Annotated in this window: 21 protein-coding genes; 12 read left to right on the top strand and 9 right to left on the bottom strand. The window is 46.5% G+C overall.

Annotated elements, in window-relative coordinates:
• Nucleotides 1-29: 29 nt before the first annotated feature.
• Nucleotides 30-1,325, bottom strand: coding sequence for an ABC transporter permease (locus tag IMZ16_RS08540; RefSeq protein WP_193439688.1), 1,296 nt, complete (start codon nt 1,323-1,325; stop codon nt 30-32).
• Nucleotides 1,322-2,236, bottom strand: coding sequence for an ABC transporter ATP-binding protein (locus tag IMZ16_RS08545; RefSeq protein ID WP_193439689.1), 915 nt, complete (start codon nt 2,234-2,236; stop codon nt 1,322-1,324). The genes IMZ16_RS08540 and IMZ16_RS08545 overlap by 4 nt, the downstream gene beginning before the upstream one ends.
• Nucleotides 2,237-2,420: 184 nt before the next feature.
• Here IMZ16_RS08545 and IMZ16_RS08550 point away from each other — a divergent pair, with 184 nt between their 5' ends.
• From IMZ16_RS08550 to IMZ16_RS08560, 3 genes are all read left to right on the top strand, one after another.
• Entirely contained in the window at nt 2,421-2,660 is a 240-nt protein-coding gene (locus IMZ16_RS08550; RefSeq protein WP_143154037.1) for a hypothetical protein, read from the top strand.
• Between the two features lie 78 nt (nt 2,661-2,738).
• Nucleotides 2,739-3,926, top strand: coding sequence for a cupin domain-containing protein (locus IMZ16_RS08555; RefSeq protein WP_193439690.1), 1,188 nt, complete (start codon nt 2,739-2,741; stop codon nt 3,924-3,926).
• Between the two features lie 47 nt (nt 3,927-3,973).
• The gene (locus IMZ16_RS08560) at nt 3,974-4,825 is read left to right on the top strand and encodes a sucrase ferredoxin (protein WP_193439691.1); all 852 of its coding nucleotides are present in this window, start codon (nt 3,974-3,976) and stop codon (nt 4,823-4,825) included.
• Here IMZ16_RS08560 and dusB read toward each other — a convergent pair.
• Entirely contained in the window at nt 4,820-5,812 is a 993-nt protein-coding gene (dusB, locus tag IMZ16_RS08565) for a tRNA dihydrouridine synthase DusB (protein WP_193439692.1), read from the bottom strand. The genes IMZ16_RS08560 and dusB overlap by 6 nt on opposite strands.
• A 52-nt stretch (nt 5,813-5,864) precedes the next feature.
• Nucleotides 5,865-9,275 (bottom strand): hypothetical protein, encoded by a 3,411-nt coding sequence (locus IMZ16_RS08570; RefSeq protein ID WP_227411502.1) that lies wholly within the window; start codon nt 9,273-9,275, stop codon nt 5,865-5,867.
• 218 nt (nt 9,276-9,493) lie between these two features.
• Here IMZ16_RS08570 and IMZ16_RS08575 point away from each other — a divergent pair, with 218 nt between their 5' ends.
• Both IMZ16_RS08575 and IMZ16_RS08580 read left to right on the top strand, forming a co-directional pair.
• Nucleotides 9,494-10,270: a T9SS-dependent choice-of-anchor J family protein gene (locus IMZ16_RS08575; protein ID WP_193439693.1), complete on the top strand. Its 777-nt coding sequence runs from the start codon at nt 9,494-9,496 to the stop codon at nt 10,268-10,270.
• Between the two features lie 81 nt (nt 10,271-10,351).
• Nucleotides 10,352-11,134: a T9SS type A sorting domain-containing protein gene (locus tag IMZ16_RS08580; RefSeq protein ID WP_193439694.1), complete on the top strand. Its 783-nt coding sequence runs from the start codon at nt 10,352-10,354 to the stop codon at nt 11,132-11,134.
• A 92-nt stretch (nt 11,135-11,226) separates the two neighbouring features.
• Here the strand turns inward: IMZ16_RS08580 and IMZ16_RS08585 are convergent, their stop codons facing one another.
• A complete protein-coding gene (locus tag IMZ16_RS08585; RefSeq protein WP_193439695.1) occupies nt 11,227-12,588 on the bottom strand; it encodes an orotate phosphoribosyltransferase in 1,362 nt (453 codons plus the stop codon).
• A 53-nt stretch (nt 12,589-12,641) separates the two neighbouring features.
• On the opposite strand from IMZ16_RS08585, the gene IMZ16_RS08590 reads away from it, so the two are divergent.
• The 3 genes from IMZ16_RS08590 to IMZ16_RS08600 are packed head-to-tail and all read left to right on the top strand — an operon-like array spanning nt 12,642 to nt 14,722.
• The gene (locus tag IMZ16_RS08590; RefSeq protein ID WP_073178874.1) at nt 12,642-12,863 is read left to right on the top strand and encodes a hypothetical protein; all 222 of its coding nucleotides are present in this window, start codon (nt 12,642-12,644) and stop codon (nt 12,861-12,863) included.
• Nucleotides 12,848-13,156, top strand: a complete 309-nt coding sequence (locus IMZ16_RS10510) for a type II toxin-antitoxin system RelE/ParE family toxin (protein ID WP_193439696.1) — start codon at nt 12,848-12,850, stop codon at nt 13,154-13,156. The genes IMZ16_RS08590 and IMZ16_RS10510 overlap by 16 nt, the downstream gene beginning before the upstream one ends.
• A 3-nt stretch (nt 13,157-13,159) precedes the next feature.
• Entirely contained in the window at nt 13,160-14,722 is a 1,563-nt protein-coding gene (locus IMZ16_RS08600; protein WP_193439697.1) for a serine hydrolase, read from the top strand.
• Here IMZ16_RS08600 and IMZ16_RS08605 read toward each other — a convergent pair.
• Complete coding sequence (locus tag IMZ16_RS08605; protein ID WP_193439698.1) at nt 14,719-15,198, bottom strand: SixA phosphatase family protein; 480 nt, start codon at nt 15,196-15,198, stop codon at nt 14,719-14,721. The two genes, IMZ16_RS08600 and IMZ16_RS08605, sit on opposite strands and share 4 nt — an antisense overlap.
• Nucleotides 15,199-15,273: 75 nt before the next feature.
• On the opposite strand from IMZ16_RS08605, the gene ruvX reads away from it, so the two are divergent.
• The 4 genes from ruvX to mazG are packed head-to-tail and all read left to right on the top strand — an operon-like array spanning nt 15,274 to nt 17,667.
• Nucleotides 15,274-15,687 carry a Holliday junction resolvase RuvX gene (gene ruvX / locus IMZ16_RS08610; RefSeq protein WP_073178881.1) on the top strand — a complete coding sequence of 138 codons (414 nt, stop codon included), beginning with the start codon at nt 15,274-15,276 and terminating at the stop codon, nt 15,685-15,687.
• Nucleotides 15,684-16,256, top strand: coding sequence for a peptide deformylase (gene def / locus IMZ16_RS08615; RefSeq protein ID WP_193439699.1), 573 nt, complete (start codon nt 15,684-15,686; stop codon nt 16,254-16,256). The genes ruvX and def overlap by 4 nt, the downstream gene beginning before the upstream one ends.
• 26 nt (nt 16,257-16,282) lie before the next feature.
• Nucleotides 16,283-16,846: a DUF5606 family protein gene (locus IMZ16_RS08620; RefSeq protein ID WP_317173207.1), complete on the top strand. Its 564-nt coding sequence runs from the start codon at nt 16,283-16,285 to the stop codon at nt 16,844-16,846.
• A 47-nt stretch (nt 16,847-16,893) separates the two neighbouring features.
• On the top strand, nt 16,894-17,667 hold the full coding sequence (gene mazG / locus IMZ16_RS08625; RefSeq protein WP_193439700.1) for a nucleoside triphosphate pyrophosphohydrolase: 774 nt from the start codon (nt 16,894-16,896) through the stop codon (nt 17,665-17,667).
• Nucleotides 17,668-17,740: 73 nt separating this feature from the next.
• On the opposite strand, the gene IMZ16_RS08630 is transcribed toward mazG, so the two are convergent.
• From IMZ16_RS08630 to nuoL, 3 genes are read right to left on the bottom strand one after another with little or no spacing between them, the layout of a single operon-like run.
• Complete coding sequence (locus tag IMZ16_RS08630) at nt 17,741-19,117, bottom strand: NADH-quinone oxidoreductase subunit N (RefSeq protein ID WP_193439701.1); 1,377 nt, start codon at nt 19,115-19,117, stop codon at nt 17,741-17,743.
• A gap of 14 nt (nt 19,118-19,131) precedes the next feature.
• Nucleotides 19,132-20,643, bottom strand: a complete 1,512-nt coding sequence (locus tag IMZ16_RS08635; RefSeq protein WP_193439702.1) for a complex I subunit 4 family protein — start codon at nt 20,641-20,643, stop codon at nt 19,132-19,134.
• Nucleotides 20,643-22,556: an NADH-quinone oxidoreductase subunit L gene (gene nuoL / locus IMZ16_RS08640; protein WP_193439703.1), complete on the bottom strand. Its 1,914-nt coding sequence runs from the start codon at nt 22,554-22,556 to the stop codon at nt 20,643-20,645. The genes IMZ16_RS08635 and nuoL overlap by 1 nt, the downstream gene beginning before the upstream one ends.
• Nucleotides 22,557-22,558: the final 2 nt, after the last annotated feature.

The raw sequence follows: 22,558 nt of genomic DNA on the forward strand, positions 1-22,558 counted from the left end.
TTCCCGAAGCTGAAGATTCGGGAATTTTTTTATCCCTTAATCCACTTCCAAAGTTCGCGGAAAGTGGCTTTGTTGCCGTACATCAGAATACCGACGCGGTAGATTTTCCCGGCAATCCATACCATTAGCAAGGCCGAAATTATCAGCAGGGAAAGCGAAAGCAAAATCTGCCAAAGCGGCACACCGAAGGGAATTCTTGCCACCATGGCAACTGGCGATGTGAACGGGATGATGGACAGCCACAATGCCATTGGGCTTTCAGGATTGTTGATGACTGAGAAGCTGCCGTACATCGCTATCATCAGCGGAACCACGGCGAAAAGTGAGAACTGCTGCGTTTCGGTTTCGTTGTCTACCGCAGAGCCGATGGCTGCGTACATCGAGCTGTAAAAAATGTAGCCCAGCAGGAAAAACAGAATGAAAACCACGATAATCTGCGGATAATTGAGGCTGAGCAGCGTGTGCGAAATTTCCGTGGCGGTTGCCGTGAAATCTAGATTGGCGGCTTCATCGGCATTCATCATTTCGGTTTGCAGTGTGCCGAAACCCTTGTTCAGAAACAGCGCGCCAAGAACCGCCATCGTAATCCACACGAAAAATTGTGTGAGCGCAACGCCTGTAACGCCGAGGATTTTCCCCATCATCAGCTCGAATGGTTTTACCGATGAAATCAGAATTTCTACTACGCGGTTGTTTTTCTCTTCCAGAACGCTGCGCATCACACGCACCCCATAGATGATGATGAACATCAGCGTGGAATACATCAGCAGGAAGCTGAGCCCGGTTTGCACACTCAATTCCAAATCGCTGTTTTCAGAATTTTCCGCTACATTGTTGATTTTCAGCGGGAAAGGCTTTTCCAAATTTTCCATTTCATTTTTGGAAAGCCCTAAATCCTGAATTTTTTTCGTGCGCAGAACGCTGCCCAAATCTGCACTAATTTTTGCTCTTGTTTCAAGCCCGATTTTTTTATTCACCAAAAATTCCGTGCCTTGCTCAATTTGCGAATAATCTTTCGTGAAGGGGATAATTAGAAGGCCATCAATTTCAGGCATTTCTTTTAGGGTGGATTTTAGCTGGTTTTCGCTCTCCGTATTTACGAAAATGTATTTTACATCGTCATCAGATTTCAGTTCGCCGCGGAAAATTTCACTCTTATCTATCACATTTACAGTGTGTTGCACTCTGCCAGAATTCATCAGGTAAGCCATAAAGGCACCCAGTGCCAAAACCATCAGCGGTGCCAAAAGCGTGAGGATGATGAAGGACTTTTTGCGAACCTGGGTGAAATACTCCCGTTTTGTAATCAGCCAAATATTCTTCATAACCCGTTGGTTTTCACTGCATTTATAAAAACTTCATTCATACTCGGAATTTTTTCTTCAAAAGTGCGGATGCTGCCAATCTGCATTAGCTCATTTATCAAATCATTTTGCGTGCCGTGATTTTGTAACTCAAACGAAATCAATCCGTTATCGTTTTTCAAGTCTTCGATTTTATATTTTTGCTGAAAATTTCTCAGATTATATTCATCCGCATCGCTGAGGACAACGCGGAAAATATTCTGCTTGAATTGCTCACGAACATCGAAAACTTTCCCGTCCAACACCTTTTTGGAATTGCTGATAAGCGCCACGAAGTCGCACATTTCCTCCACGCTTTCCATTCGGTGTGTGGAAAGGATTATCGTGGTGCCTTCCGCTTTCAGCCGCAGAATTTCATCCTTGATCAAATTGGCATTCACAGGATCAAATCCGGAGAAAGGCTCGTCCAAAATCAAAAGTTTCGGCTGGTGCAGCACCGTAACCACGAACTGAATTTTCTGCGCCATACCTTTGGAAAGCTCGGCCAGTTTTTTCTTCCACCAATGCTCGATGTGCAAACGATCGAACCAGAATTTCGCCCGCTCCAAAGCTTCGTTTTGCGAAAGGCCTTTCAGCTGCCCGAAATACATCAGCTGCTCACCTACTGCCATATTTTTGTAAAGTCCGCGCTCTTCCGGCATATAGCCTATCTCATTGATATGGTGGATGTTAAGCGCTTTATCGTTGATGATAATCCTGCCAGAATCCTGCTTTGTAATTTGGTTCAAGATTCGGATGAAGGAAGTTTTGCCCGCACCATTTGGACCGAGAAGTCCATAGATTGAGCCTTGCGGAACGCTGATGCTAAAATCATCGAGCGCGATTTTTTTGCCGGCGTTGTAAGTTTTGGTGATGTGTTCTGCCCGTAGCATTTCTGCGAAAAGTAAGTGAATTTTGCTAAATTTCACAAAATTAAAAACAAATTTTATACCCGCCAATTTGCCAGAATTTTATTAAATTTGTAACTGATGAAATTTTTACCGCAGGAAAATCTCGGTATAAAATTTGCTGGATGAATTAACACCAAACTGAAGTTTAACCATAAAAATTACGACAATGATTTCACAAGACGAACAACTGAACCCTGAAGATGTAAAGGTAACGAGAGAAGACGAGATTACGACGCAGAACGCCCTGAACGGCGATGGCGACGGAACCGATGGTGATGGTGACGGTACTGATGGGGATGGCGACGGAACCGATGGCACTGACGGTGACGGAACCGATGGCGATGGAGATGGAACGGATGGCGATGGAGATGGAACGGATGCGGATGGCGACGGAACGGACCTTTAATCTTTTACAATGAATACTGAAGTCGCGGGAATTTTCCGCGGCTTTTTTATTCCTTATATTTGAATAAAATTTAGAAAAATGGAAAATCCTTTTTTCAGCAAAATCGTGGCGCCGCTTTCTGTGGAAGAGTTTTTCGAGAAATACCACGAGAAAGATATGCTGCACATCGAGAGAAATGACGAACAATATTATAACGATATCCTGACTTCGCAGGAAATTTCTGACTACTTGGAAAGGCAGGACATTTTCTATCCTTCGATAAGAATTGTGAAAAACGGGAGCGAACTTCCGAATTCCCAATACACGAAATCGCAAATCCCAATCGGTTTCCACAAAAAGGACGGCCTGATTGATACGGAAAAAGCCTTCGCGCTTTTCAACGCAGGAAGCACGCTGGTTATTCAGGCTGGGCAGCGGTATTTCGACCATCTTTCGAAATGCTGCCTGGATTTGTCAAACAAGTTTGGTTCGCCGGTTCAGGCCAATCTTTACATCACGCCGAATAAATCGGTGGGCTTCAATCCACACTGGGACACGCACGATGTTTTCGTGCTGCAGATTGCCGGCACCAAGACCTGGAAACTCTACGGCTTCGAAAACGAATTGCCTACCGTAAATCAAAAATCAAAACTCAAAAATTACCAAAAAGAGCCACTGAAAACGCTACAGGTAAAGCCAGGAGATTTCCTCTATGTTCCGCGCGGTTTCGTGCACGATGCAATGGCGGACGACGGAATTTCCGCACACATCACCATCGGAATTCTCTCGTTCACCTGGATGAGATTTTTCAGCGAACTTCTACCGCAGCTTGAAAACTTCCGGGAATTTCGCGAGGCCGTGCCTTTCTGGAAAGAGGATTTGACACCAATCATCGCCGAAAAACTGGATTTGTTCAAGCAAAAAGCAGCGGAGCTTGATACGCAGAAAGTAGTGCGCAAGCTCAATTCCGCACAGAAAAGAATTCAGCCGCAGCCTTTTAACAATTATTTCGAGAGCCTTTTGAATATCGAAAAAATTTCCGAAAGCACCGTGTTTGCGCTGAACGAAGGCATCATCATCAGCAGAAAAGAAAATGCAGACGGCATCAGCCTGAGATTTATGGGTAAAAGCATAGCGCTGCCTTTGCCGATGAAGGATTTTATCGACGGTATTTTTGAAAAGAAAATTTTCACGGTGGAAGATTTTGAAAATACACGGCCGGAAAATGCGCTGAGTGCGGCGAAAATTTTGCTGAAAGAAGGTGTGATAAGCATCAAAGAAATTTAGGGTTGGAAGGGAAGTTATTTTGCGAAACCGTCTTTTTCTGCAGCCAGTTGTCGCGTGATTTCGGCGAAAATCTTCACGGCACGGCATCGCAATACCGCGGTTTTATTTTGGTGGAGTACAGCGAGCCTTTTCCCAAAAAGGCTTTGGATGCAAGGCTGGATGCCAGCTGGCTCCAGCAAACTAATGCGCTGGCAAAATCTCTGGGTGCAAAATTAATATTGATCAGAAACGGACAATCAGACGGTAAGTCGCTGAAAATCATCTATGTAGATGCCTTGCGGAAACGCTGGTGCCAGTACATTTCTGATGCGCAGACTTACAAGTATTTCAACCTGGCGCTTTTCATTGATGATGATGAAACGCACTGGCACCACGAGCCGTTTTTCATCGTCTGCACAAATGGAAAGAAGGATAAATGCTGCGCGAAATTCGGGCTGCCGATTTACAGGGCAATGCAAAACAACAGCGATTTTACGGTGTATGAATGCACGCATTTTGGGGGCGATAGATATGCAGGAAATGCCGTGCTGATGCCGTTTGGCGTTTATTACGGAAGGCTTCTGCCGGAACAGACTGCAGATTTGATTTTAGCGACGAAAGCCCGAAAAATTTTGGTGGATAACTACCGCGGAACTTGCACGATGAATTTCGCAAAACAGTCGGCGGAATTTGAACTGCGAAAATTTCTCGAAGATTACCACATCGATTTTCATTTTCAGGTGATTGCCGAAAGGGCGGAAGGTGATATTTTCGTGTTCGAAGCGCTCACCGATTATGGAATTTTCGACATCACGCTACGGAAATTTTTCCTTCCGGAAAAGCGGCTTCTGACCTGCGCTGCCAAAACGCCCAATCCTGTGGCAAACTACGAGCTCATCAGCATTGTGCAGAAGTCATAGTGCGAATTCTTTGGCGTAGAAATCCTTCACTTCGCCGATTAAATCGTCCATTTCCTGCAGCGTGAAAATTTCGAGAAATCTTTTGCGCCATTCCTTAAAATGCGGCACGCCGCGGAAATAATTGCTGTAGTGCTGCCGCATTTCAAGCAGCCCGAGCCTTTCGCCCTTCCATTCTGCAGACCATTCTGCGTGCTGACGAACGGCGGTCAATCGGTCGTTCAAGTTTGGTTCCGGCATTTTTTCCCCGGTTTTCAAGAAATGCTTGATTTCGTTAAAAATCCACGGATAGCCGATGGCCGCTCTACCAATCATCATTCCGTCGCACGCATATTTCCTGCGGAATTGCACCACCTTTTCCGGTGAATCGATGTCGCCGTTTCCAAAAATCGGGATTTCAATGTTCGGGTTCTGCTTGATGCGCGAAATATGTTCCCAATCGGCGAAGCCTTTGTACATCTGTGCCCGCGTTCTCGCATGAATTGTGAGCGCCTTAATACCGCACTCTTGCAGCCTTTCCGCCACTTCATCGATGTTGATGGAATTCGTGTCCCAACCCAGTCTGGTTTTCACCGTCACGGGAAGATGCGTAGATTTTACCACCGCCTTCGTAAGGCGCACCATCAGATCCACATCCTTCAGAACGCCAGCACCAGCACCTTTGCACACCACCTTTTTCACCGGGCAGCCAAAGTTGATATCCACAATATCCGGCTGCACGGTTTCCACGATTTTTGCGGACATTGCCATCGCCTCTTCATCGCCGCCGAAAATCTGAATGCCGATAGGCCTTTCGTAATTGAAGATGTCCAGTTTTTTTCGGGATTTAATGGCATCACGGATTAAACCTTCGGACGAGATGAATTCCGAATACATCAGGTCTGCGCCGTGCATTTTGCAGAGCTTTCGGAAAGGCGGATCGCTCACATCCTCCATCGGTGCAAGCAGGAAAGGGAAGTCCGGCAATTCTACCGTGCCGATTTTTAGCATCCGGCAAAGTTACATAAATGATAATCAATTGTCTATTATCCACAATCATTCATCAAAAACTGGCCCGAATTTGTACGCTTCCAGTGTGTATCGTGCGCTCGCCGGAATTTCTGCCGTCATAGCTTAGGTTCAGGTTGATGAAGGAATTTATTGCCTGCTGAAGATACACATTCCAAACGGCATTTTTCCCAGGCTGAAGTCCGTCCAGCATCTGGTTGCCCACAATCGAAAAACTGTTGCCGTGGAAAGCATTGCTGATGAAGGAAAAACTTCCGCGCACAGAACTGCGGTTCCTCTGCCACTGCAAAGTTCCCGTGGCTTCCCACGCCTTCAGCTTTTCCGCGCCAAGCTGGTTGCCGCGGTTTCGGTAGGCCGCCAAAGCTTCCGCCTGAAAGGCATTCGTGAAGCGGTAGGTAATCTTCGGGCGGCTTTCCCAGTTTTCCAGCCGGTAATTTCTCGATGAGAAAAGTTCAGAATTCGCCTTCACATTCTCGAAGGAATTTTCAAAATCCAACCGAAAATCCTTGCTGAAAGCATAGCCCAAGTTCAGGAAATGCAGCGCCCGCCGATTTTCTTCCTGGCTGAAATTCGCATTTATTAGATTATCGTTCGCCGTAAATCGGTAGCTGCCGTTCCAGCCTTTCAAATCGCTCGGGTTGAAATTTAGCGATGCCAGAAAGCTCTGGTTTTTAAGGATTTGCGATGCTTCCCGCTCAAAAGGGTTCCACGCCAAAACACGGTTTTTCTTCAGAAATGAGTTTTGCGAGTTGAGCGATAAATTCAGCTGCCAGCGTTTTAAGAATGCATTTTCCGAACTGAAAACCACGGCAGGATTTACGAAAAGCGAAAGCTGCAGCTTGTTTTTGTTCGAAGGCAGGTAGCGCACAGAATTCGTGTAAATCCTGATGTACTGCGCCAGATCCGAAAACTCCGCCACCTCAAATTCATCCAGCTGCTGCACGCCGTCCGCATTGTAATCCGTCCATTTGTACACACCCTTCCCATCGGTCACCTTCACATACTGAAATTCGCGCTGCGCTTCCTGCCCGTTTCCAAGCTCGTAAAACGCCTGCAAACGCATACCGTTACGGAAAAGCTGCTGATGGTAATTCACATTTCCAACCACGAAATCCTGGTTATCACCATTGCTGAATTCCGCTTTTTTGTAGATGATTTTTCGGTAATGAGCCAAAGCGCTCAGCGTGGCTTTCTCAGTCTTAATCAATTGACTTTCAGCCATTAAGCCAAAAATATTGTTGATGTGCTGCAACCTGTTTTCCCGAACGGAATCATTGCTGCGGAGGTAAATGTGCGAGAGCAATTTCGTTCTCGCAGAATCGCCGATTTTCCTTTGAGCAAAAATTTCGCGCCAGCTGAAACTCGTAGCATCAGTAATTTTTAACTGGTTGATTTCCTTTACATTATGTTCCAAGCTGCCGCCAATTGCCCAGCTCCCTTTCTGCCCGAAATATTCCGCAGATAAATTTCCTCGGGAAAATTTCGTATCAACATCCGGCGATTTTGTGCTAAGGTGAGAAAGCTTGCCGTGCGTTGCAATGCGGTTTTTCCGCCAGCCAAAATCCAAATCGTTTTTGAAGCCTTGGTAAAAATCCTTCTCGTCAAGAAAATTCAGGCGGTAATTCAGAAAATGCTGATTTTGCCAAAGGTTTAAAAAATTGAAAATCAATCGGTTCTGCGTTCTTCCGTTAAATTCATTCGCCAGATTAAAATCCCGAGCAAATTCCACGCTGTTAATCCTGTCCAAAATGTGAAACCTTTGGCTGATGTGCTGGTATTCCAGCGATGAAGTGCCCTGCCAGTCCTTCCTCCGGAAGATTTTATCACCGAAGATTCTGGCAGCATAGCCCAGATTCTCATCATTATTCTTCGCCGAAAATAGGTTTAAATCCCGGTTGCTCAGCGAAACATCCGCACCTATTTTCCCGCCTTCAAAGGTGAAAACGCCGTCCGCAGAAAATACCTGGCTTTTTTCCGGCGCAGGAAGTTTCCGCACCGCGGAATAATCGCCCAAGCCTTTACCCGCAAATTCGAAAATCCTGCCGTTGTTCAGGCTCTGCTTTATTCGGTAATCGCCACGGTTTTGCCCGAAATAGGTGAAGGCCACGCTGTAGAGCGGCTCATCAGCATTGGTGGAATATTCGTAGAAATCGCCCGCAGCACCGCTTCTCTTCGCATACAAAATCTTATCCGCAGAAAATTCTGCCAGCTCGGCGCTTGGCGCAAACATCAGGCTTTCATCGCTGCCTGCATTCGCCAAAATCTGCTCGTCGTCTTTCCTTAGGTTCAGCGAGAGCGGCGCATTTTTGTTATCATTTTCTAAGAACCAATGCAGCCCAAGCTTCAGCCGCTGCCTTTCGTGGCGCAGGTTTCCGGTTATCAGGTAGCGGTTGTAGTTGCGGTTCGTGTAGTTGTAGGCTATGGTGATGAAGTTCTGCTGGTAGATCGGGCGGAAGCTCGTGAAGGTGATTTCCCCCGTGTTGTAATTGATGGTGTAGTCCGCATCCTCGCCGCGCCGCATCGGCACCCCATCGATGAACACTTCTTCCGAGCCGGAAAGTATCGTTATGAAATTCTCGCCGTTTTTCCCGGTAAGCCTGTAAGGGCCCTGGTTGCCTTCTATGCCTTGGAAGCGTATGCGGTGGAATTCGCTTCTTGCAACGCCGGCGGAAATTTCCGCGAAAGTCCTGTTTTCCTTGCCGAAATTCGTCTGAAATTCCAGCCCCATACTTCGCCTTTGGAAGCGCGCGAAGTGTGGCCTTGTTTCCAACAAATCCAGGTGGCCGCCACGCAGCATTGTGTTTTTTTTGATGTTGAGCTGGATGTAGATTTTATCGAATTCCGCCAGGCTCTGCGTATATCCGTCGGCCTGGATGGGCAGGTTGTGGTCCGAAATGCTGGCAAGGATGGAAACCTCCGGCGTAAGCTTGCCGGAAAGCTGCAGGTCCATACTGCTTTGCACGCTGCTTCCCTGGTTGTTGCCGAAGCTTACACCGCGGATTATCGCGCCGCTGGCGTTCAGGTCGCCCAGGAATCTGTCGCGGTCGTTCTTCGCCTTTGCGGCCTCCTCCACAATCATCGTGGAGCCGCCAGTGCGTATGATGCTTGCCGTATCGCGCACGAAGTACTCTCTGTTCATCCTTGCCGCGAGGATACTGTCCTGCCGCAGGCTATCCTTTTCTAAATTGAGATTGTTCCAGGAGAAGATTTGCGCCTGAAGGAAATTTAGGCAGAAGAACAACGCCACGAAAAAAACTGCAAACCTGCGCAAAGCCACAGGCAAAGATAAGCGATAAATGGGGATTGAAATCCAAAGAAAAACTGCCGCGATTTTAAGTGCGATAAAGCCGTTCTGATTAAAAGATTTAATCCCTTTTATAAAAATACTTAAGAGCTTTTGCCCAAAAGCACGCGTGGTTTCATCAAAAGACACGCGTGGTTTCATCTAAAAGCACGCGTGGTTTGTGAGCCCTTTATTCATAGGCGTTTCCAGAGGAAAAAAAATAAGTGGAAAAAAGCATTATTGTATGGTACTTAGCAGGTGCCTGTGGACTATTGAATGGCTCTAAAAGTTCACAAATAATTAACATTGGCATATTACTCAGGAAGGAAAAAGCTCTTATTTTTGTGGCTGAAATTTTAAACCATATTAAATCTTTTACGATGAAAAAATTCTATTCTCTAATTGCTGTGGTAGGTATCGCAGCTTCTGCTTTCGCACAGCAGGTGGTGTTCAACGCTACATTTGATGATGTAGATGGTGTGGGCGGTAACGACGGCTACTTCAAAAACGACAAGGATGCTGGCGTAAACAATGTGGCTGCATCTGATCTGAAAGCATATTCTACCGGTGGCGAATGGGGCCTGGAAAAAGCTTACAAGGCAAAAGAGTGTGTGAAGCTAGGAAGTGGAAAAGCTGCTGGAAGCATCACCACTCCGGCGATCAATCTTTCAGGTGACGGTGTTCTTACTTTCAGAGCCGGCGCTTGGGACGGGAAAGGTGAGAAGCTGAATCTTGCCGTTTCTGCAGAAGGCGCAAATGCTGCACCTGCTCAGGTAACAATCGAGATTGGTAAGTTCAATACTTATACAGTGAATCTTTCCGGCGGTAATGGTAATGTGAAGATTACTGTAGCATCTGCAGCGACAGCTAACAACAGATTCTTCATCGATGATATCAAGGTTGAGAGTAAAAGCCTTAGCGTATTGGACGCAAGCAAAACAGCTGTGAAACTTGCTAAGACTACTTTTGTAACTGAGGAGATCGTTTTCGGTGCTGAAGCTACCGTATCCCTTGTAAATATGAACGGCCAGGTGGTAAAAACTGCTTCCGTGAAGGAGAACGACAGAATGAATGTGGCGAACCTTGCTAAAGGTACCTACATCCTTACCGGCGTAGTAAACGGCGAGAAGGTATCCCAAAAAATCGTGAAGAAGTAAATTTAACGAAACCTTAACAAAGACCATCTATCGCAGGTGGTCTTTTTTGTTATCTTTACACCCAATTAAAAATTTTCAGTTATGAAAAAAATCTTTACAATCTTAGGCGTTGCAGCGCTGGCATTTACTGCAAACGCACAGCAGGCAAACCTGGTACAGAACCCAGGTTTTGAACAGGGAATTGCTCCGTGGAAAGGCGGTACAGGTAAGGGGTACTCGGATCCTCAGCTCATTACTTCTGATAAGCACAGCGGCAACAGCAGTGCTGGTTATGAAAACCCTAGCGAGACGACTGGTTTTTATCAGAATGTGGCAGTGCAGGCTGGCAAAACCTATACCATTTCTTTCTGGTATAAAACCGAAGGCAGCAAGGCTTCCCTTGCCAGACTTTGGAGCGTATATAAAGACGGCAGCAATAAAACGGTGTATACTACCTCGGACGCTAAAGAGGATGCTTTCAGAACCTATAACAAGTATCTGGAAAATACCAACGGTACCTGGGTTCAGCATACGGCTACGATGCCGGCTGGTGCAGGAGCTGTTTCTCTAGATGTAGCAGTCCGTGCCTACGGAGCAGCGTCCAAAGCCTATTTTGACGATTTCTTAGTGGTGGAGGGTGCCCTTGCAACATCTGAAGTTGGAATTTCCAGGCACGCGCTGATAAAAAATACTGTAGTCGCTGAAGAGCTTACTTTTGCAGCAAAATCCAGCATCGAAATACTTGATATGTCCGGTAAGGTGGTGAAAACAGCAGAGGTAACCGATGGTTTCAATCTGAATGTAAGTAGCCTGCCAAAAGGCACATACATCGTGAAAGGTCTTGCCAACGGAGAAACGAGCGTACAGAAATTCGTGAAGAAGTAATCCTCACAATCCATACCCTAAACCCCTCTCCAAAGGAGAGGGGCTTTTTTGTTTATAATCTAAAGCCTTGAATCTCAGCTCTTGCGTCTGTATTACTTCGCGCTTTCTTCATACGCCTTCCACCCGGCGATTTTGTATTCAAGCGCAGCCTGTTCGGGATTAGGGTTTTTGTAAATTCCGCGGCCTACGATGATGAAATCCGTGCCCAGGTTTTGGAAAGCAAAATGCGGCGTGTTGTACTGCTGGCCTTTGCCATCACCCGAAGTTTCCAGGTTGATGCCCGGCGTAAAGTGCAGCAGGTCTTCCGGCAAAGATTTCTGCGAAACGCCGCCCAAAATGTTGTGGTGTTTCTGCGCGATTTCCACCGCCTTGCCGAAATAATGGTCGTCCGTCAGCGCACCTTCGCTAGACATACTAAGGATCGCCACTACACCTGTATCCGCAAACAAATCCGCGGACTTTTCGCCGGCTATCAAGTGCGCTGTAATCAGGTCTGCCCAGGCGGAAATCTGGTAAGTTCCGTAGGCATACTGCAATTCCTGCGTGCTTCCGATGTCGGCAAACTTGCGGTCTTCCATCAGCAGGAAGTTATGCTTTTGCGCTAAATTTCTCAGCGGATAAATGGTTTCATCGAAAGTGAAATCGCTAAGGATGTCGATGTGTGTTTTCAGCGCGGCAATGTGCGGGCCTACCTTTTCCGCGAAAGCGAGCAGCTCCTTAGTCGTCAGCAAATCTGCTGAGGCAATCAGGTTGGTTTGCTTTTCAATGGCTATTTCCAAAAGTTTTTTAGCGGATGGGTGCGCAGCCGTTTCCAATTTTTGCTGATAGGTTAGCCGCCGTTTTTTCTCAAAACTAATCGGGTTTCCGGCGATGAAATCTTTAATCCTCTTCACCTCGTCGGCATTGATTTTTCCTTCCTGATGAAGAATTTCCACCGCTTCGGAAATTGTGAAAAGCGCCGAAACCTTATAGCCTTGGTTTTCAAGAAGTTGCTTGCCGCCCTGTTCACGATCCAGCACCACCACGATTTCGGAAACCTTCACGCCTTCGCTTTCAATTTCCGGAATGGTTTCCAGCAGAGATTTCCCGGAAGTTATCACATCTTCCACCACAAGGCATTTCTGCCCGGCTTTGTAGATGCCTTCTATCAGTTTCTTCGTGCCGTAGGCTTTCGCTTCTTTCCGCTTGATAATCAGTGGGATATCGGCTCTTAGGGACATTGCCGTTGCCATTGGAAGCGCAGCGTAAGGCACGCCGCAAATCAGTTCGGAATTCTGGATTTCCGTAAGGCTCAGCAGCTGTTCGGCGAGCGATTTCAGAATTTTCGGATCCGAAGCCAAAGGCCTGAGGTCCACATAAAACGGACTCTGGATGCCGCTTTTCAGCGTGAACTGCCCGAATTTTATTATTCCTAAATCATAGCACTCGAGGAAGAAATCCCGTTTGTTTTGCATAAAAATCGTTTTCCACAAATTTAGGCAAATGTTTATCTTTGAAGAAAAGATTTATGCAAACAAGCACGATAAAACTGGTGGGCGAAGTTTCCCCAGAAAAATATGAGATGGCTGTAAGGGTGCTGGAAGCAATTGGCTTGCCCGTAGAGTACGACGGGCTCTCGGATTACGAAATCGAGGGAATTGAAGAAGGGCTGCGGCAAATGGAAGAAGGCAAAACGGTACCGAGCAGCGAAGTTCACAGGATGGCAGAATTGCTATGCACAGAAAAATAAGCTGGACTGAGAGGGCCTCATACGAGTTTCAAAATACTTTAAATTATTGGAATGAAAGAAACGCTACTTTTGATTATTCCAATAAAATCAGGAATGCCGTGAAAGAAGCGGAGGAAAACCTGATGCAGTTTCCGTTTATTGGAAGATTGCTTGTAAATCGTCGGGCAAAGAATGTTCGCCGATTGATAATATTACGGAATTATTCGTTGTATTATAAATTAGATGATGACAATAATATTACTGTTCTTTTCTTTTTCGATAACCGAAATAATCCTGCTAAATTAAAATTTTAGAAAATGAAAATCCGTGCGGCTATAATCTCGCTTTTTGCTTTCGCAATTTCTTTCGCCCAAATTCCTGAGCATCAATTAGATGCGTTAATCCAAAACACGCTGAAAACATTCGATGTCCCGGGAATTTCCGTGGGCATAGTGAAGGACGACAAGTTGATTTACGCCAAAGGTTTCGGAACGCGATCGCTGAAAAATCAGCAGCCTATGAACGAGCAAACGCTGGTGGGCATCGCTTCCAATTCCAAAGGCTTTACCTGTGTGGCGCTGGCAATGCTGGCGGACGAAGGGAAGCTGAGCTGGGATGATAAGGTGACGAAATTTATCCCGGAATTTAAAATGTACGACGATGCGGTGACGAACGAAATCACAGTGAAAGACCTGGTGACGCACCGCAGCGGTTTGGGATTAGGGCAGGGCGATTTGATGTTTTTTCCGGAAGGCGGCACGCTGAGCATTAATGACATCGTGCACAATGTTCGCTACCTGGAGCCTAAGGATTCCTTCCGTAACAAGCTGAATTACAATAACATAATGTACATTGTGGCTGGAGAAGTTGTCACGAGAATCAGCGGGAAAAGCTGGGCGGAATTCATTGAGGAGCGCATCTTGAAACCAGTAGGGATGAATGCAAGTTTCGGCAGTTACAACCGTGCGATTTCTGGCGGTGCGAAGAACATCATCGATGCTCATGCACCTGTGAACAGGAAGGCCATTGCCGTTCCGCACGATTGGAATGAGACGGCCAATGCTGCCGGAGGAATTATTTCCAACATTGATGATATGGCACTGTGGGCCAACTGCCTGATGAACGGCTTCACAACGAAGAGCGGCAAGAAGCTGGTTTCCGATAAGCAAATCCAGCAGCTATGGCAACTGCAGATGCCAGAAACTGTGGCGCTGAAAAACCCGTACGATACGCATTTCTACGGCTATGGCTTGGGCTGGTTTCTTAGCGATGTGATGGGTAAACTGCAGGTGCAGCATACCGGTGGACTGATTGGAACGGTGACGCAATTCACGCTATTGCCCGAATTAAAGCTGGGCATCATCGTTCTAACGAATCAGCAGCAGGGCCTGGCATTCAGCACAATTACTAACACGGTAAAGGATTCTTACCTTGGAATTTCGGAGAGAAACTGGCTGAAAACTTACGGCGAGCGTTACCAAAAAGCGAACGAGCGCTACAATAAAGAAAGGAACGAAGCCTACGCCAAAGCTGCGGAATTTAGCAGGAAGAAATCAGAGCAAGTTCCTGTAAATCAGATTGTTGGAGCTTACAATGATCAATGGTTTGGTGATGTGGTGATTTTTGAGCAGAAGAAAAAACTTCGGTTGGAATGTAGAACTTCGCCAAGGTTGAAAGGCGATATGCTGCCATATTCCCACGACACCTTCATCGTGAAATGGGACGACAGAAGCTACGATGCCGATGCCTACATTACCTTCACTTTTCAGGATGGCAAAGCGGTTTCCGCAAAAATGAAAGCGATATCTTCTGTTACCGATTTCAGTTTCGATTTTGAAGATTTAAATCTCAAGCGGAAAAAATCTGCGGAGAATAATTAAATATCCTTCGGCTTAAAGAAATTCACAAGTTTGCCCTCGGCTTCCTGGAAATTCCGCCAATCATTGGTGTTAATTTCGTAAATGCCAACACCGCAGGTCGGGAAATCCGGTGTGCTTTCATCGATAGATTTGCCAAATTCCGTAATGCCGTTGTTGTGCGAGAAAATCGCGATGGAATTGCAGGTGATTTTCAAATTGGCAATTGTGGTGATGAAGTCCGTAAGAAGCGGCTCATACAAATCCACAACCTTTGTAACTTCCCGATTGCCAAAGGTTTCCGCAAAATAGCGGCAGGTTGTGGCGGCGCGTTTTGCAGGGCTCGTGAAGAAGCCCTCAATGTTGCAGCCGCTGTCCACCAGGTGCTTGGCCATTTTCCGCGCTTCCTGGTGCCCGTATTCAGAAAGTGGCCTGTCGAAATCTTCCGTATTTTCCGGGTGCTCTGCTTCGGCGTGCCGGATGAGATAAATTGTCTTCATTGGTAAAAGTTTTTAGCGAAAGCTTTGCAAAAGCATTCTTCGAGTAAAAATATAAATTTTGCGTAATTTTGCCAAATGCCACAAATCCTCGCTATCGATTATGGCGGAAAGCGCACAGGAATAGCTGCTACGGATGATCTGCAGCTTATTTCCAGCGGGCTTCCCACCGTGGAAACTTCGCAGCTTTTCAGCTTCTTGGAAAAGTATTTTTCTGAAAACGATGTGGAGAAAATAGTGGTGGGCTTGCCGAATGATTTGAAGGGCAATCTTTCCGAGATTGAGACTGAGATTCAGGCATTTATACAAAAATTTAGAGAGAAATTTCCAGCGGTGGAAGTGGATAGGCTAGATGAAAGATTTACATCAAAAATAGCCTCCTACTACATCAGCCAGAGCGGAAAGAGAAGGAAACAGCGGCAGGATAAGGCCTTGATTGATAAGGTAAGCGCCACCATAATCCTGCAGAATTATTTAGAACAGAAGAAATGATTTTACCGGTAAGAGCATTTGGCGACCCGATTTTGCGGAAGGAATGTGCGGAAGTTCCGCAGGATTATCCCGGCTTGCAGGAACTCATCGAAAATATGTTTGAGACGATGTACAATGCGAACGGCATCGGGATTGCGGCACCGCAGGTTGGGCTTGCGCTGCGGCTTTTCGTGGTGGATGTAAGACCTTTGGCAGATGATGAAGATTTCAAGGATGTGGCCGATAAACTTCGGGATTTCAAGAAAGTCTTCATCAACCCTACCATTCTGGAACGCAGCGGTGAGCCGTGGAAATTTAACGAAGGCTGCCTTTCCATACCGGAAGTTCGGGAGGATGTGCTGCGCGAAGAAACCGTGAAGGTAGAATATTTTGACGAGAATTTCCAGAAGCATACCGAGGAATTTTCGGACATCAGGGCAAGGGTTGTTCAGCACGAGTACGACCATATTGAAGGCATACTTTTCACGGATTATCTTTCACCTCTGAAGAAAAAAATGGTGAAGGGCAAGCTTACAAAAATTGCGAACGGCGATGTGGATGTGAACTATAAAATGCGTTTCGCCAAATAATTAACTAAAATTTAAAGAAAACAACAATGATGCAGTTAGAAAAAATTATATCCATTTCCGGAAAACCGGGGCTTTACAAGCTGGTTTCCCAACTGAAAACCGGCTTCATCATCGAAGATGTGAGCACGAAGAAGAAAATCAGAATCGGCAATTCAAGCCAGGTAAGTTTGCTGGATAATATCTCGATGTTCACGGTTGAGCAGGAAGTTCCGCTGTTCGAAGTCTTTGAAAACATCGCAAAAGACAATGATTATCAGGAAAGCATTCCGCACAAATCTTCCGACGAAGAACTGCGCGCCTTTATGCTGAAAGCGCTGCCCAACTACGATACCGAGCGCGTTTACATTTCGGACATTCGGAAACTTGCACAATGGTACAACATTCTGCACAAGGCTGGCTACATAACGCCGGAAAGCTTCGTGAGAGAAGATGCGGAAGTTGCTGAGCCTGAGAGCTTTACGGAAGCAGAACCTGAAATGCCAGAGCCAAAGAAGGCGAAAAAAGCGGCGAAGGAAACCGAGGAGAAACCGAAGGCGAAGAAAACTGCGAAGCCGAAGAAAAAGGCGGACGAAACAGAAACCCAGAATTAATAACCCTAACAAACCTTGTGTAGCGCAAGGTTTTTTATTTGAAAACGATGAACAGCAAGCAGCAAAAACTGGAAGCATTTTCCCGGCTACTCGATATAATGGATGATTTGCGGGAAAAATGCCCGTGGGATAGGAAGCAAACGATGGAAAGCCTGCGGCATCTGACGCTGGAAGAAGCCTACGAACTTTCTGACGCCATCCTGGAAAACAATTTGCCAGAAATCAAAAAAGAATTGGGGGATGTAATGCTGCATTTGGTTTTCTATGCGAAGATTGCCTCAGAGGAAAAAGCGTTCGATATTGCAGATGTCATCAATGCGCTGACCGACAAGCTAATTTTCCGCCATCCTCATATTTACGGCGATGCAACGGCGGAAGATGAGGAGGCCGTGAAGCAGAACTGGGAAAAGCTGAAACTGAAAGAGGGCAATCGCTCTGTTTTGGCGGGCGTTTCCAAAGGTACGCCGAGCCTTGTGAAGGCCTACAGGATTCAGGATAAGGTGAAGGGTATTGGCTTTGATTTCCCGGACGAGCATTCCGCTTTGAAAAAGGTGGAAGAGGAATTTGCGGAATTTCAGTCGGAAAGCGCTACGGAGAAAAGGGAGGAAGAATTTGGCGATGTGCTTTTCTCGCTCATCAATTATGCGAGAATTACCGGCATCAATCCTGATACAGCCTTAGAGCGCACGAACCAGAAGTTTATTTCTCGCTTCCAAAAAATGGAGCAAATAGCCGCGGAACGAAAACTGAACCTTACAGAAATGTGCCTTCAGGAAATGGACGAACTTTGGGACGAAGCTAAGGGAATTTTGGAAGAGTAAATTGAGTAACACAAGCACAAAGAAAAACCGCCGCACATTTCAGTACGGCGGTTATTTATTTAGGCAAGATATTTTACATCAAACCTTTTGCAAATAAATCTGGGCTGATGCCTAATGCGAAAAGTAGCAGTATGATGAAGGCCGCCACGATTTTATAGGTGATGCTCGCCGTTTCCGTTTTTTCGAAGGTGTCTTCTTTGAAGAAAAACATCGACATTATCAAACGAAGATAGTAAGCAATGGATATAGCGGAACCAAGCACCGCTACCAATACCATAAATGGCGCGGTTTTGATGGCCTGCGCAAAAAGGTTGAATTTCGCTACGAAGCCTGCAGTAATAGGGATGCCTGCCATAGAAAGTACGGAAACAGCGGCGCAAACTGCAAGCAATGGCTCCGCTTTTACCAAGCCTTTGAAGGCGGAAAAAGATGTTTCGCGTTTCATTTTTTCCACATAAATCAGCGAGATGAAAACGCCTAGCGTTGCCAGGGAGTATGCGAAGAGGTAAAATGCCAATGTGTGCACGGACTGATTGGTGAGCCCGAAGAAAACCAAGCCAAGGTAGCCTGCGTGAGAAACCGATGAGTAGGCCAGCATCCTTTTGGCGTTGCTTTGCGCAAGGCCCATCACATTCGCTACGAACATTGTGATGATTACCAAAACACCGATGATGTTTATCCACGATGGAAGCACGCCGGAAAACACAATCGTCATCAGGCGGAAGAAGCCGTAGAACGCCGCGAGCTTCACAATGCTTGCCATAAATGCAGTGATGAGCGAAGGCGCACCCTGATAAACATCCGGGCTCCACATATGGAACGGCGCCAGCGAAACCTTGAATGCCATAGCGCAAAGCATCAGGATGGCACCGCTGATGAACATCATATTTTTTGGGTTTTCCACGCCGAAATTATGCAGTTCATAAATATCGAAACTTAGCGCAGAGCCGTAAACTAGCGCAACTCCAAAGAGCAGAAATCCAGTGGCAAAGGCACCTATCAGAAAATATTTCATCGATGCTTCTACGGAACGGATGTCCGTTTTATTAGCACCAGCCATCACATACAGCGGAATTGAAAGAATCTCAATGCCAAGGAACAGCACCACCAGATTTTGGAAGGAGAACAGCAGGATGCCGCCGCACAATGCGAAAAGCATCAGGGCATAAAGTTCGCTCTGATGGCTGCGGTGACTGATGAATGCGAAACTTCCCAGGAAAAAAATCAGGATGGTGATGATAAGAGCGATGCGTGTGAAAAGTGCAGCATTAGCACCAAAATCAAACATTGATTTAAACTGCGTGAAAAACTGATGCTCCGGCTGGAAGCTGAAGCCCAGCGCAATAAGAAGTCCGGCAATTCCCACATAACGCGCCAGCTTTCCCTGACCGAAAGTGCCGGTGAAAAGCGTTGCAATGGCTGTAAGGAAAACGATAATTAATACTGTCATCTCTAAAAATCAAATTAACTTGCCATCGAATGGAAGATGAATTCCAGCGAACTTCCTACCAATTCGATGATTGGCTGAGGGTAAATTCCGAACATCAGTGCGAAGCCTGCGATGCTTGCCAGCACGGCAAATTCCGAATCCGACAAATCATTTATCGTGGAAAGCTTCTGCTCATCACCTTTGCCGAACATTGTTTTTGCATAAAATCTCAGCAGGTAAACCGCCGCCAAAATGATGGTGAAACCAGCGAGAATTCCCAGCACGGTATTGAAATCAAACACGGATTTTATCAGCAGAAATTCTCCGATGAAACCGTTAGTCAGCGGCACACCGAGCGAACCGAAAAGCACAATCATAAACAGCACTGCAAATTTCGGCATCACCGCTGCAGCACCTCCCATTTCATTGATATTCCTCGTGCCGAACCTTTTCATCAACACATCTGCACAAAGGAAAAGCCCCACTACATTGAAGCCGTGCGCAAAAGCCATCACCATAGCACCTTCAGCACCTTCGCTGAAATACTGCGGATTTCCGGGCTGAGAAATTTTCAGGCAGAGCATTGCTGCGGCGAAAATTCCGGCAGTAATCAAACCGATGTGAGAAAGTGATGAGAAAGCGATGAGCCTTTTGGCATCATTCTGAACGATGGCGATGAGTGCGCCGTAAAGCACGGTGAACACCGCGAGAAGCAGCACAATGCCGCCGGAAGTTCCGCTGATTGCCGCAGGAACAATCGGCAGGAGATAACGGAAAAGTCCGTACACTGCCATTTTCAGCATAATCCCGGAAAGTAGCATACTGCCCTGAGTTGGCGCCGAAGAATAGGTATCAGCTTGCCAGGTATGGAACGGGAAAATTGGAAGCTTCACGGCGAAAGCCAAGAAGATAAACCAGAATACCACATTCTGTTCGCCCACAGTCAGTGATGCATTATACAAATCGGTGAGCGCGAAAGATGCGGCGTTTGTGTAAACATAAATGAGCCCGGCAAGCATAAACAGTGAGCCAACGAAGGTGAACACGAAAAACTTCGTGGTAATGTGCAGTCGCTTTTCCGGCTCACCCCATAATCCTACGATGAACCAAATCGGGATGAGGGTGATTTCCCAGAAGATGTAGAACAGCAGGCCATCCAGCGAAGTGAATACGCCGAGCAAACCGAACTGCATCATTAATATTAAAGCATAAAAACTTGACGGGTAGGTTTTACTTTCGTTGAATGATGAAAAAATTATCAGTGGCACCAGGATGTTGGTAAGCATCACCATCAGCATTGAAAGCCCATCCAAACCGAAATGGATGGAGCTCTTAATCCTGTCTGACCAAGGCCAGTTGATTTCGTGCTGCAGCACAGAATCCACGGTTGGTTTCGCATCGAAATCTATCAGGAGATAAAAGGTGAAAACCAGCTGCAGAAGCGCAATCAGGAAGGCTGCCCACTTGCTGAAATTCTTCGGGAGGAAGAACAGCAGGGCAGAGCCGATAAGCGGAAGCAGCAGCAGTGCAAGCAAATGATAAGACATCAGATTAGTGGGAAATTTACAATTAATATAATACCGATGGCCAGCGCCATAATCAGGATGTAGGTTTCGGTGTTGCCGTTCTGCAGGCGTTTCATAGCGTGCCCCGAATCTTCTGCGCCTGTACCGATGAATTCAACGGCAGGATCCAGGATGTCCTTATCGAACATTTTTCCGGCTCTGCCAAGGCCTTCCACGAATTTTACAAATAGCACATTATAAATTTCATCGATGTAGAGCTTCCGTGCTGAAAGCCTTTCCCATCCTGTAAACTCGTTTTCTGCCTGAGGTATTCCGTCCGGAGAAGCATATTTCTTTTTCATCCAAAGCCAGACGCCGAAGAACATCAGCACTGTGGCTGCCATTAAAATCATTTCTGTGGTAAAACTCAGGCTGCTAAGCAAGGCTTCCTGAGCGTCCCAGGAACGCTGCGCCAAAACAGGCTGAAGCCAGCCGGCAAGCTTGGCATAATTGCCGTGACCGATGTAATGCGCAGGATTGATGAAGCCGCCAGCTACAGAAAGCACAGCAAGGGCAATCAGTGGAATGGTCATATTCATCGGGCTTTCGTGCAGGTGCTGTTCCTGCTCTTTGGTTCCGCGGAAATTTCCGTGGAAGGTGAGGTAGTAAAGGCGGAACATATAGCAGGCTGTCATAGCAGCCACGATGAACAGCGTAGCCCAGATCCACGGTGATTTTGCGAAAGCTGCCGCTAAAATCTCATCCTTTGAAATCATTCCGGAAAGCAGCGGGAAGCCGGAAATTGCCAGCGTACCAATCAGGAAGGTAATGTGCGTTACCGGAATTTTACTTTTCAGCCCGCCCATCAATCGCATATCCTGTTCACCGCTCATAGCGTGAATTACGGAGCCTGAGCCCAAGAACAGAAGTGCCTTGAAGAAAGCGTGCGTCATCAAATGGAACATTGCTGTGGTGTAGGCACCGAGGCCCAGCGCCACGAACATAAAGCCCAGCTGAGAAACGGTAGAGTAGGCGAGGACTTTCTTAATATCGTTTTGTCGAAGCGCCATAAATGCTGCGATGGCCGCTGTAACAAGCCCTATGAATAGGATGCCTTCCTGAACTGTAGGCGTAAGTGTGTATAAGAAATTTGTGCGCACTACCAGGTAAATTCCGGCGGTAACCATTGTGGCAGCGTGGATGAGCGCGGAAACCGGTGTAGGCCCAGCCATTGCATCAGGCAGCCAGGTAAAGAGCGGGAATTGTGCAGATTTCCCGATGGCGCCGATGAACAGGCTGGCACAAATGAATATCAAAATAGGTGCATCCACATCGAAATTTGCGGAAGCGTTTCTCACCGTCAAATAATCAATCGCGCCAAACTGGTTGGCAATCAGGAAGATACCAATGAGCAGACCAAGGTCGCCAATTCTGTTCATAATGAATGCCTTCCTTGCAGCCTTGCCGTATTCCCAGTTTTTAAACCAAAATCCGATGAGCAAATATGAGCAAATGCCAACACCTTCCCAACCGATGAATAGGATGAGATAATTGTTGCCGAGCACCAGCAAAAGCATCGAGAAAATAAAGAGATTAAGGTATGCGAAGAACCGCGAAAAACCAGGGTCTTCCTTCATATATCCGATGGAGTAGAGATGAATGAGCGAGCCGATACCTGTGATAATCAGCGTCATCATCAGCGAAAGCTGGTCAATCTGAAAACCGAAAGGCACGCTGATATTTCCTACCTTAAACCATTCAAAAGCGTTGATGATTATAGGCTGAGAACCGGCGGTAAAGCCGGAAAAAATTCCCAGTGCAATGCAGAACGGCGCAAAAACCATCAAGCTTGCCAAAGTGCCAACAACATTCTTCGGCATCCTTTTCCCGAAAAGCCCGTTGAATACAAAGCCAAACAGCGGCAAAAGAATTATCGCATAAATTAACTGTTCCATCC

The sequence above is a fragment of the Cruoricaptor ignavus genome (assembly GCF_014961145.1).
In the GTDB taxonomy this organism is placed as follows: Bacteria; Bacteroidota; Bacteroidia; order Flavobacteriales; family Weeksellaceae; genus Cruoricaptor; species Cruoricaptor ignavus.

Excerpts from the sequence above, each read along its gene's own strand:
- IMZ16_RS08620 (WP_317173207.1), top strand. The coding sequence starts at position 16,283 with ATGATGCAGTTAGAAAAAATTATATCCATTTCCGGAAAACCGGGGCTT.
- IMZ16_RS08580 (WP_193439694.1), top strand. The coding sequence starts at position 10,352 with ATGAAAAAAATCTTTACAATCTTAGGCGTTGCAGCGCTGGCATTTACT.
- IMZ16_RS08600 (WP_193439697.1), top strand. The coding sequence starts at position 13,160 with ATGAAAATCCGTGCGGCTATAATCTCGCTTTTTGCTTTCGCAATTTCT.
- dusB (WP_193439692.1), bottom strand. The coding sequence starts at position 5,812 with ATGCTAAAAATCGGCACGGTAGAATTGCCGGACTTCCCTTTCCTGCTT.
- IMZ16_RS10510 (WP_193439696.1), top strand. The coding sequence starts at position 12,848 with ATGCACAGAAAAATAAGCTGGACTGAGAGGGCCTCATACGAGTTTCAA.
- IMZ16_RS08585 (WP_193439695.1), bottom strand. The coding sequence starts at position 12,588 with ATGCAAAACAAACGGGATTTCTTCCTCGAGTGCTATGATTTAGGAATA.
- def (WP_193439699.1), top strand. The coding sequence starts at position 15,684 with ATGATTTTACCGGTAAGAGCATTTGGCGACCCGATTTTGCGGAAGGAA.
- IMZ16_RS08630 (WP_193439701.1), bottom strand. The coding sequence starts at position 19,117 with ATGACAGTATTAATTATCGTTTTCCTTACAGCCATTGCAACGCTTTTC.
- IMZ16_RS08550 (WP_143154037.1), top strand. The coding sequence starts at position 2,421 with ATGATTTCACAAGACGAACAACTGAACCCTGAAGATGTAAAGGTAACG.
- IMZ16_RS08545 (WP_193439689.1), bottom strand. The coding sequence starts at position 2,236 with ATGCTACGGGCAGAACACATCACCAAAACTTACAACGCCGGCAAAAAA.
- IMZ16_RS08540 (WP_193439688.1), bottom strand. The coding sequence starts at position 1,325 with ATGAAGAATATTTGGCTGATTACAAAACGGGAGTATTTCACCCAGGTT.
- IMZ16_RS08605 (WP_193439698.1), bottom strand. The coding sequence starts at position 15,198 with ATGAAGACAATTTATCTCATCCGGCACGCCGAAGCAGAGCACCCGGAA.
- nuoL (WP_193439703.1), bottom strand. The coding sequence starts at position 22,556 with ATGGAACAGTTAATTTATGCGATAATTCTTTTGCCGCTGTTTGGCTTT.
- IMZ16_RS08590 (WP_073178874.1), top strand. The coding sequence starts at position 12,642 with ATGCAAACAAGCACGATAAAACTGGTGGGCGAAGTTTCCCCAGAAAAA.
- IMZ16_RS08575 (WP_193439693.1), top strand. The coding sequence starts at position 9,494 with ATGAAAAAATTCTATTCTCTAATTGCTGTGGTAGGTATCGCAGCTTCT.
- IMZ16_RS08570 (WP_227411502.1), bottom strand. The coding sequence starts at position 9,275 with ATGAAACCACGCGTGTCTTTTGATGAAACCACGCGTGCTTTTGGGCAA.
- ruvX (WP_073178881.1), top strand. The coding sequence starts at position 15,274 with ATGCCACAAATCCTCGCTATCGATTATGGCGGAAAGCGCACAGGAATA.
- mazG (WP_193439700.1), top strand. The coding sequence starts at position 16,894 with ATGAACAGCAAGCAGCAAAAACTGGAAGCATTTTCCCGGCTACTCGAT.
- IMZ16_RS08555 (WP_193439690.1), top strand. The coding sequence starts at position 2,739 with ATGGAAAATCCTTTTTTCAGCAAAATCGTGGCGCCGCTTTCTGTGGAA.
- IMZ16_RS08635 (WP_193439702.1), bottom strand. The coding sequence starts at position 20,643 with ATGTCTTATCATTTGCTTGCACTGCTGCTGCTTCCGCTTATCGGCTCT.